7 protein-coding genes are annotated in these 5,626 nt (G+C 65.7%); 2 read left to right on the plus strand and 5 right to left on the minus strand.

Annotation, left to right across the window (positions count from 1 at the left end; genetic code table 11):
• The 3 genes from P2Q66_RS17520 to P2Q66_RS17530 form a co-directional block, all read right to left on the minus strand.
• Positions 1-567, minus strand: a 567-nt coding sequence (locus P2Q66_RS17520) for a TetR/AcrR family transcriptional regulator (RefSeq protein WP_275730209.1), incomplete at its 3' end; no start/stop codon positions are given.
• Between the two features lie 55 nt (positions 568-622).
• Positions 623-1,483: an alpha/beta hydrolase gene (locus P2Q66_RS17525; RefSeq protein WP_275730211.1), complete on the minus strand. Its 861-nt coding sequence runs from the start codon at positions 1,481-1,483 to the stop codon at positions 623-625.
• 49 nt (positions 1,484-1,532) lie between these two features.
• Positions 1,533-2,525, minus strand: a complete 993-nt coding sequence (locus P2Q66_RS17530) for an NADP-dependent oxidoreductase (protein ID WP_275730212.1) — start codon at positions 2,523-2,525, stop codon at positions 1,533-1,535.
• A gap of 283 nt (positions 2,526-2,808) precedes the next feature.
• On the opposite strand from P2Q66_RS17530, the gene P2Q66_RS17535 reads away from it, so the two are divergent.
• Positions 2,809-3,624, plus strand: a complete 816-nt coding sequence (locus P2Q66_RS17535) for an alpha/beta hydrolase (RefSeq protein WP_275730214.1) — start codon at positions 2,809-2,811, stop codon at positions 3,622-3,624.
• A 147-nt stretch (positions 3,625-3,771) separates the two neighbouring features.
• A complete protein-coding gene (locus tag P2Q66_RS17540; RefSeq protein ID WP_275730215.1) occupies positions 3,772-4,668 on the plus strand; it encodes a diacylglycerol kinase family protein in 897 nt (298 codons plus the stop codon).
• A 43-nt stretch (positions 4,669-4,711) separates the two neighbouring features.
• Here P2Q66_RS17540 and P2Q66_RS17545 read toward each other — a convergent pair whose 3' ends face one another.
• Entirely contained in the window at positions 4,712-4,978 is a 267-nt protein-coding gene (locus P2Q66_RS17545) for a hypothetical protein (protein ID WP_275730217.1), read from the minus strand.
• Between the two features lie 112 nt (positions 4,979-5,090).
• Positions 5,091-5,626: hypothetical protein (locus P2Q66_RS17550; protein WP_275730218.1), on the minus strand; the 536-nt coding region annotated here is incomplete at its 5' end.

Below are 5,626 nucleotides of genomic sequence, written 5' to 3' on the forward strand. Positions count from 1 at the left end.
GTCCTGCACAATCGCCTCGATGCCCGCGCCGGCGTTCACGCTGGCTGCCATGCTGATAAACATGATCGCCGAGACGATGCGTGCCGCGGTTGCGGCCGCATCGGTTGCCATCAGCCCATTCCGGCTTAGGACGGCCGCGATGGCCTCCTCGGTCTGCGCGACGATGGACAGCGCTTCACCGTGGTGCGGCTCCGTCGGGTCGCCGAAGACCATCTCCCGCAGGTAGGTGCGGCCGTTGTCCACCTGGCTGCGGTTGCATTCCACGATGGGCCGCACGATGGCCATCACCGCATCCAGGGCATCCGGGATGGTTTCGGCGTCGGCCCGGCCCCGCTCCAGTGCTTCGGCGTAGTTCGCATTCTGCACGAGCAGGAGGAGCTCGCCCTTGGACTTGGCGTAGAGGAAGAGGGTTCCGGTGCCGATGTCCGCCTTCTGCGCAATCTGCTGCGTGGTGACATCCTCCACCCCGTTCTCGGCGAACAGCTCGCTGGCGGCGGCAATGATGCGCTCGAGCTTCTGCTGCTTGTTCCGCTCGCGGCGTCCAAGCGGCTGGGAAGCGACGGGCATGGCGTTCCTCTCGGTGTAACTGACTGGGCTCAGTAAGGAGTATAGGTCCGGCGCGTCACCCGGCGAGGAAGTCGACGGCGGCGGGGGCGAAGGCGGCGTGGTGCTGGAAGATGCCGCCGTGGCCGGAGTCCGGGTAAATGACCAGCTCGGATCCCTTGATACGGCGGTGCAGGTCCTCGGACAGGATGGAAGGCACCATGCGGTCGTTGTCGCCGTTGGCGATGAGCGTGGGCTGGGTGAGTTTGGACAGGTCCGCCGGGGCCGAGCGGCCGAACTTCCGGATCGCCTTCAGCTGCGTCTGGAACGCGGCGGTGCTGATCGGCTTGTCCCGGTCCACGGTGCGCTCCTGGAGGCGCCTGATGAACGCCTTTGCGGCGGGCTTGCCGGTGGCGTTGCGGTTGAAGAACAGGAACTCTTTGGGGTCGGACCGGGTCAGTGCCGCGCGGAAGATGTCGAAGTACGTAATGCCCACCACCTTGTCCATGTCCTTGCCGCCCCGCGGGCCGGTGCCGGTCAGCACGAGCCTGCGGACAAGCCCGGGGTGCTTGAGGGCCAGGTCCTGGGCGATCATGCCACCAAGCGAGAAGGAGAAGACATCGACCATGTCGAACCCGAGGGCCCGGATGAAGGTGTAGGCGTCGTCAGCCATTTCCTCGATGCTGCCGGGAACCTGTCCTGTGGAGGCGCCCACGCCGGGCTGGTCGAAGGTGATGACGTGGCGGTTCCGGGCGATGGGATCGGTGATGCGCGGATCCCAGTTGTCCAGGGTGGCGGCGAGGTGCACAAAGAACACGACCGGGATGCCGCCTTTGGGTCCCAGCTCGCGGTAGGCGTAGGTGGTGCCACCGGCGGCGACGGTCCTGGTTGGAGCATCGGCATATGAGGTGATGACGGAGTCGTTCCCGGGATTGCTCATGACGGTTGTTCTCCTGGATGCTCTGTTTGGCTGAAGGGGATGCGGGCGGTTACAGCGTGACCACGGCTTTGCCGCGGATGCCACCGCCGGCGAGGGACTGCAGTGCCTCAGAGGTGTTGTCGAAGTCGAAGACCTTGCCCACCACCGGGCGCAGCACGCCGTCGTCCACCAGTTCGGTGATGCGGCGCAGTTGCTCGCCGCTGGCGCGCATGAACAGGAACTCGTAGCTGACGCCGAGCTTTTTCGCCTGCCGCCGGATCTTGCTGCTGAGTCCGGCGATTGCCAGGCGCAGCACGGGGTTGAGGCCTGCCTCGCGGGCGAATGCCGGGTCCGGCGGGCCGGAGATCCCGATTGCCTTGCCGCCGGGCCTCAGGATGCGCAGCGACTTTTCGAGGTTCTCCCCGCCCAGGCTGTCCAGCACCAGGTCGTAACCGGTGAGCAGCTCTTCGAAGTCCTGAGCGCGGTAATCGATCACCGTGTCCGCGCCCAGGCTGCGGACGAAGTCGGCGTTTGCCGCGCTCGCAGTGGTGGCCACGTCAGCGCCCAGGTGCCTGGCGAGTTGGATGGCGATGGAGCCCACCCCGCCGGCGCCGGCATGGATGAGGACCTTCTGTTCAGGCTTCACGTTGCCCTGCTCCACGAGGGCCTGCCATGCCGTCAGTGCCACCAGCGGCAGCGATCCGGCTTCCGGCATGCTGGCTGACGCGGGTTTCAGTGCCAAGTCTTCCTCGGCGACGGCGATCCGTTCAGCGAAGGTACCGATGCGGTCCTTGGCCGGGCGGGCGTAGACCTCGTCGCCGGGCTTGAACTGGCTTACCTTTGCTCCGATGCGCAGAACCGTACCCGCCACATCGTTACCGAGGACCAGCTGGAGCTTGTAGGGAAGGATCTGCTTGAACTCACCTAGGCGGATCTTCTCGTCCAGCTGGTTGAGGCCCGCTGCGTGGACCTGGACCAGCACGTCGCCCTCGCCGACCGTGGGCTCGGGCACATCCGCTTCCCGCAGCGGCTCCTTGTACTGGGCGACGACGAATGCTCGCATGTGTGGTGTTCCTTCTGGAATAGGTTGACGCGGATAACTGATTACACTCAATTATGACTTTGATCAGAAAAAAGTCAAGGGGTCGCCGCAGGAACCCAGGCGGGGAAGTACGACGGCGGCACGCGGCTTGGACCTTCAGGGGAGGACCAGCAGGCAGCGCCGCCGCCGTGAGCGGCCTTTGCATTGACGCGGACATGGCCGTGGAGAAGACTGCATCCCTAGGCTTTGCAAGCAAAGCAGTTACCTCGTGGAGGCGGCCATGCTCCTGGACAGTTCTTCGACCGTGGTTGAAACGAACCTTGGTCCCATCCAGGTCCGCCGGTCCGGCGCGGGAAAGCCGGCCCTGCTGTGGCACAGCCTGTTTGTGGACTCCAGCACCTTCGAGGGCGTGGTGGAGGACCTGTCCAAGGAGCGCGAGCTTATCCTGCTGGACGGGCCTGGCCACGGCGGGAGCCCGGGGCTGCGAAGGCTCTACTCACTCCAGGACTGCGCGAAGGCCGCCGCGGAGGTCCTTGATGCGCTGGACGTTTCGGCGCCCGTGGATTGGGTGGGGAACGCGTGGGGCGGGCACGTGGGCATTGTGTTTGCGGACAGCTTCCCGTCGCGCTGCCGGACGCTGACCACCATCGGCACACCCCCGTACCCGCTTTCCAAGGCCGAGCGCCGCCGGTCGGCCCTGCTGGTGTACCTCTTCCGCGTTCTGGGGCCCGGGCCGTTCAGTTCGATGGTCGTGGACGCCCTGGGTGGCAAGGGTTCGGCCAAAACCGAGCCGGCGGCTGCGGCGGCCATCACGGAGTCGTTCCGCCGGGGCGACAAGATGGGCAAATACTGGTCCATGCAGTCCGTCATGCTGCACCGTCCGGACCTCCGCCCGGTCCTGCCGCGGCTGCAGGTGCCGGCCCTGATGTTGGCCAGCAGGAACGACGCCTTGCTCGATATGGCGGAGGCGGACCGAGCAGCTCGTACCATTCCGCACGGCCGGTTCATACAGGTGGCGGGAGGCGGCCACGTGGCGCCGCTCCTCGTGGCACCTGCCGAAGTCACCCGGCACATCCTGGCCTTCTGGTCGGAAACGGGGAGCGGGGACGCCGCACCCTAATTCCGCGGGGCCCACTGTGCTGCGCAGGCAAAGGAAGGTCCGCGGGGTGGAACCGGCTGCCCTTTGGACTGTGGAATAGGGCTTCGAATCAGCGTGCGGCCGGGGACCTGTCCCACACGGCCGCCGCTACCGTGGGAGGATGGCGCCATGGCTGATGACCCCGCACCTGCCGGCCCGTTCGACAGGGTTGTCCTGATTTTCAATCCGTCCAGGGCCGGAATGGAAAACCGGATCGATGCCCTGCAGCGGGATATCACCGCTGATGTGCCGGGTCTCCATGTTGAACTCCTGCCGACGGACTTCGCGGGTCATGCCCGTGACCTGGCGCGTTCCGCGGCCACGGAAGGAGCCCCGCTCATCGTTTCGGTCAGCGGCGACGGCGGGTACAACGAGGTTGTCAACGGGGTGCTGGACATCCCCGGCAGCAGGGCGGTGTGCACCGTCCTTCCTGCCGGCAACGCAAACGACCATCACCGGAGCATGCCGGAAAAGTCACTGACCGGGGCCATCCGCGCGAACCGGGTCCGCCGCATCGACCTGCTGCGCATCACCTTCCGCGGTCCGCTCCGGGAGCAGGTCCACTACGCCCACTCCTACATAGGGTTCGGGCTCACGCCGTTGATGGCCATCGGCATCGAGAAGGGCGGCAAGGGGAAAATCCTCGAACTCATCTCGGTTGCCCGGACGCTCTCCGGCCTGAGGCCGTTCGAGCTGGTGCGGGACGACGGGGCCACCGCGCGCTTCGACAGCCTGATCCTGGCCAACATTTCCCGGATGGCCAAGTATGGAACGGTCAGCGAGTCCCATCACCCGGACGACGGAAAGTTCGAGGTGGTGACCTTGCCCCATGCCGGCCGCTGGAAGATGGCGCTGATGACCCTTCGGGCCGTCACGCTGGGACTGGGGCATCAACCCAGCGTCAGCAGTTATGCCTTTACAACCCGGAACGCTGTTCCTTGCCAGATCGACGGCGAAGTGGTCCATGTGCAGGCCGGCACCCACGTGCTGGTGGAAAGCGCCAAAGGAGCCCTCGCCACAATCTGACGGAACGCCATAGAGCTGCGTTCCCGGTGCGGCGCCCTCGGGCTTAGGGCTGCACGGAGTCGAAGAACTTGTAATCGGTGTCCGGGTGCCCGGTTTCGGCCTCGCGCGATTTCATCCGGATGAAATCCACGTCCTGCTGCCCGAGCGCGGTTTCGCCGTGAAGGTCCTGGTGGAGGGGCTGGCCCGTTGCCGCAATGATTTCCGCGGACAAGGTCCGGGGAAGGATCACGCAGCCTGGGTTATCAATCAGCCACTGGGTAACGGTGGAAGGAAGCCGGTGCCACTGGTCGCGGATGCTGCTCTCGGTCATTGAGGGTGCCTTTCAGGGCTTTCGTGCACGGGCTTACATGGCGTCCGACGTACCCGGAGTCTACGCCCTATTGGCGCGCTAAAGGGCGGAGAAGCCAATCCAATCCAGGCAGCTATGCCCACCCGAGGGCTGCCGGCCCCGGTACCGGGTGCAGGACCGGGACGTCTGCCGGGATCTCCGGGGCTGCGGCGGGTGTGGACGGGGCCGAATCACCGAAAAGGGGACGCCGGCCGGAGCGGTAAGCGGAGTCGATGACGGGTTCGAGTTCGTCGAACACAGTGCGGTTCCCCGGGAGAACCACGTGGGCCAGGAACTCCGATTCCAGGGTGGAAATCCCAGCCGCCACCGCCGCGAGTTTGGCATCTATTGCCAGGGCAAGGGCATGCCAAGACCTGCGGTTGGCCCGTTCGATCACTTTTGACTTCGCTTCGCGGACAGGGCCCTCCGCTGTGTCCCCTCGGCCGAGGGGAATCTCGTCGGATTGCGACAGCGAAAGAACGATGCGGAATTGCCTCCCGCCGCCCCTGAAGGCGATGGCGCTCCGGTGTCCGCGTTGGCTGAAAAGCACGTCGGTGGCCCCGTAGCCCACGAGCGCCCGTTTGATATGTTCCCGGGAATCTCCGCCACTGAAGGAGTCACCCCGGGTGT

It is taken from the genome of Arthrobacter sp. Cr_A7, assembly GCF_029222765.1.
Classification (GTDB): Bacteria; Actinomycetota; Actinomycetes; order Actinomycetales; family Micrococcaceae; genus Arthrobacter.

What these genes read in the sequence shown, in the direction of transcription:
- P2Q66_RS17525 (WP_275730211.1), bottom strand. Translation starts at nt 1,483, where the DNA reads ATGAGCAATCCCGGGAACGACTCCGTCATCACCTCATATGCCGATGCT.
- P2Q66_RS17545 (WP_275730217.1), bottom strand. Translation starts at nt 4,978, where the DNA reads ATGACCGAGAGCAGCATCCGCGACCAGTGGCACCGGCTTCCTTCCACC.
- P2Q66_RS17530 (WP_275730212.1), bottom strand. Translation starts at nt 2,525, where the DNA reads ATGCGAGCATTCGTCGTCGCCCAGTACAAGGAGCCGCTGCGGGAAGCG.
- P2Q66_RS17540 (WP_275730215.1), top strand. Translation starts at nt 3,772, where the DNA reads ATGGCTGATGACCCCGCACCTGCCGGCCCGTTCGACAGGGTTGTCCTG.